Origin of the sequence: Alkaliflexus imshenetskii DSM 15055, assembly GCF_000517065.1 — a bacterium.
GTDB classification, from domain to species: Bacteria; Bacteroidota; Bacteroidia; order Bacteroidales; family Marinilabiliaceae; genus Alkaliflexus; species Alkaliflexus imshenetskii.
Genome location: NZ_AJUM01000004.1, coordinates 1 through 3,265 on the forward strand (window position 1 = coordinate 1; position 3,265 = coordinate 3,265).

At 40.2% G+C, this 3,265-nt stretch carries 4 protein-coding genes and 1 pseudogene; 3 read left to right on the forward strand and 2 right to left on the reverse strand.

Going from position 1 to position 3,265, the window contains the following annotated elements; translation table 11 throughout:
- Nucleotides 1-694 (forward strand): annotated as a pseudogene (locus ALKIM_RS17015) (IS91 family transposase); the annotation flags it as partial.
- A 301-nt stretch (nt 695-995) separates the two neighbouring features.
- Here ALKIM_RS17015 and ALKIM_RS0100050 read toward each other — a convergent pair.
- Both ALKIM_RS0100050 and ALKIM_RS0100055 read right to left on the reverse strand, forming a co-directional pair.
- Nucleotides 996-1,754, reverse strand: coding sequence for a hypothetical protein (locus ALKIM_RS0100050; RefSeq protein WP_026472884.1), 759 nt, complete (start codon nt 1,752-1,754; stop codon nt 996-998).
- 12 nt (nt 1,755-1,766) lie between these two features.
- The gene (locus ALKIM_RS0100055; protein ID WP_026472885.1) at nt 1,767-2,129 is read right to left on the reverse strand and encodes a 4-fold beta flower protein; all 363 of its coding nucleotides are present in this window, start codon (nt 2,127-2,129) and stop codon (nt 1,767-1,769) included.
- 271 nt (nt 2,130-2,400) lie between these two features.
- Between ALKIM_RS0100055 and ALKIM_RS19005 the strand changes: the two genes are divergently transcribed.
- Both ALKIM_RS19005 and ALKIM_RS20345 read left to right on the forward strand, forming a co-directional pair.
- Nucleotides 2,401-3,111 carry a tyrosine-type recombinase/integrase gene (locus ALKIM_RS19005; RefSeq protein WP_157363647.1) on the forward strand — a complete coding sequence of 237 codons (711 nt, stop codon included), beginning with the start codon at nt 2,401-2,403 and terminating at the stop codon, nt 3,109-3,111.
- Nucleotides 3,041-3,265, forward strand: a 225-nt coding sequence (locus tag ALKIM_RS20345) for a tyrosine-type recombinase/integrase (RefSeq protein ID WP_218916642.1), incomplete at its 3' end; no start/stop codon positions are given. The genes ALKIM_RS19005 and ALKIM_RS20345, both read left to right, overlap by 71 nt.

Here is a 3,265-nt window from a genome sequence, read left to right on the forward strand (position 1 = left end):
ATTGTTCCGGCAGCAGGATACTCGTTGTCGGGAAAATGGCGCCACATCGGCAAATATGAAAATTATCTCTATCCGGTGCACCAGTTGAGTGCTGCCTTTAAAGGTAAATTTCTGGACAGCATAAAAGAGAACTGCGAAAACTATCTGCAATGGATGGCTTCAAAGTCTGCATTGAAGCGGCTCATCAAAAAAGTGGGTCGTCTATTGCGAACCCTCAATGGCTGGCGCCGAACATGTCATCAGGTATCTGGGGCAATACACCCATCGCATTGCCATCAGCAACCAGCGGATATTGAATGTTGACTCAACAAACGTCACTTTCGTAGCTAAAGACTACCGCGACCGCGCACAAATAAAACCGGTATCCCTGAAAGGAGAAGAGTTTCTGCGTCGATTCTCTTTGCATGTTATGCCAGATGGTTACGTGCGTATCCGTCGGTTCGGCATTTATCATCACACCACAAAACTCCATCTGGATTTGCAATTTGTGCCCGATGAAAAGCCTGACATTGACCAGATGACAGCTAAACAAAAGCCCGAAACGGCTCCAGAGCGCATTTTAAGATTGACAGGATTTGACATAACCAAATGTCCGCATTGCAAAACGGGTCGTCTGATTGTCATCAGAACCCTGCCCAGGATTCGGTCACCCGCAGGGCATCTGCCTTCTATGCTTTTTGATAAGTTGCAGTAACCAACATTACATTCCCTTTAAAAACTTCATTCACATGAGGTTCGGCATCGTATTGCCTTGACGGGGAGGGTTAAGCCCAAAAGAAGCTGGTTTTCAACATTTGAAACACAAAGACCACTCTTCTCTTAAACCGATAAGGTTAAAAACAGCACGAACGCAGCATAGGCGTTCTTGCCAAAAACATCAAAAACCAACAAAAAGTCCATAGCTGCCAGTTGTAGTCCAGACGGGATGTCGTTCAACCTGGAATAATCGCTGGGTCGTGCCGACCGCTCATATTCCTATATATTATGCGCTGTGCTTATTTACATTCATTTTTCCACCTTTTATAGTAATCCTGTAATCCTGTCTTTTCGCCACCTTTAAAGAAACGACCGCTATTTAATGTCTCAATTAATTTTTCTATATCCTTAGCGTGTCTTGTATCCCAATTTAATTCTCTAACCAAATATGAACCAACAATATCTGCATTTAACTCTGGTTCGTACTTATGCAAAGCCTTAATAAAGGTTTTAGCTCTATCATTATCCATTGGGTGTGATATTCCAGTCGACATATTTATTGAACCTGTCAATTGTTGCATTGCACGTTTCACTATACAACTCGGTTCTGGAAATGATTCTTCTTTTTTTTCTTTGCCCGAAATCTCAATAGCACTCCAAGTTTTTATCCATTTATCTGTTAATTTCCTTAACCAAGGAATCGCAATAATATATTTCACAGAATAATAATCATCAATTTTTAATAAATCGTCAGAGTCAATTCCACAACATATTACAATATCTGATGCATTACCATAAATTGCATTTTTATAAGTCAACTTAGTCTCAAATTTGAATGGAACAGGACAATCGGTAAACTTCAAACCATTAAATAGCTTCTTAACTGTTTCTGAACCAAACAATCTTTCAAACCAACCTGTATTTTGCTTAGTGTGAATATAGAGAACTATTTTTTTTATCGAAGAATCCTTTTTTGCAAGTTCACATGCAAACTGCATAGCCAATTTATAAGCATCATCATCATTAGCTTCTGTATCAATGTAAAATTTTGTGTCCATGTTAATTTTATTTTAGGCTTTGTCTTGGGTTATAAAATCAATTAAATCAGTATTTGAATACGATGAACTAAAAGAAGGTTTTGAATAAGGTGAGTATCTTGAATATCTCGAATATCTACTGTATTTAGAATACTTAGAATATTCAGAGTATACAGAATAAGGGCATTTCTCTTTTATCGAACCAACTCTGTAACCATGTAAATCAAAAATAATCCCGTCAATATACCAACCGATATGTTTTCCTCTCCAACCATAAATCTTATCATCATATACATAGGCAACTGCATGTCCATCCCATGTATAAAAAGAATTATCATTTTCAACAGACAAATAAATCTGTGGATGTCCAGTCTTATTGTAAAATGTTATTTCCATATTTTCTATGTTTAGTCAATTGTTGCTGGTCTTTTTGTAGCATTGCGCATAACGTTTAGTATATACGAAGTAGGCGATAGCGGGCTTCAATCCTATCAAACCGAGATGAAGATGAAGCGGGCTACAGCCCTCGAATTTACTACTAGTTCGCCTATTTTGTATATACATTGTTGAACTAAATCCCTCCGGGATAGCCTCTTTCAAAAATAGCATTAATCTTTTTAGATGCAAGCCGTTATAACTGCATTACTCACTTTTAAATTATGCAGTTATGAGAAAGAAAACAACCTTAACGATTGTAGAGCGCGCCCTCGTTCTTGTTCCGGAGTTTAAGGCCAGGGCTTTAAAGATGGAGCATCAGGTGGTACTTCGTGGACAGAGTCAGAGCACTCTGAATAATTACATTCGGCGCATAGCGCTGTTTGTTATCCATTTTAAACAACTGCCCGAAGACGTCACCGAAGATGAAATCAACGAGTATCTGGTGGCTTTGGCACGCGATGTCAAGGCTCCTTCGCGGAGCAGTTTCAAGCACATGGTTTATGGCCTTAGGTATTACTACCGTTTGCTGGGCATGAACAAAAAGGCCATTGCTTTGCCTTCATTAAAGCAAGAGAGCAAGTTGCCGGTTGTGCTGAACCGCCAGGAGCTAAAGATGCTATTTTCGGCACCTACGCTGCTTAAGCACCGAATTATCCTTACGCTGATCTATTCTGCCGGATTACGGGGGCAAGAGGTCATCAACCTTAAGATATCCGATATTGACTTTGAGCGCATGGTCATCCACATCCGCCAGAGCAAATACAAGAAAGATCGGATTGTGCCTTTGTCCGCCATAATGGTCATCGGGCTCAAAAAATATCTCAGAGCCGAGAATCCGCATGTTTGGTTATTCAATGGCAAAGAGGCTGATGGTCGCTACAGCGTCAAAGGATTATCCTGGGTTATGCGGGAAAGCCTTAAAAAAAACCACCATCTCTAAAAACGTGAACCTTCACTCCTTACGCCACACGTATGCAACCCATTTATTGGAGCAGGGCTTAAACATTGTAACCTTACAGGAGCTTTTGGGTCATGCCGACATCACAACAACCATGATTTATCTTCACACAGCCCAGTATCAGCATATCACTCCT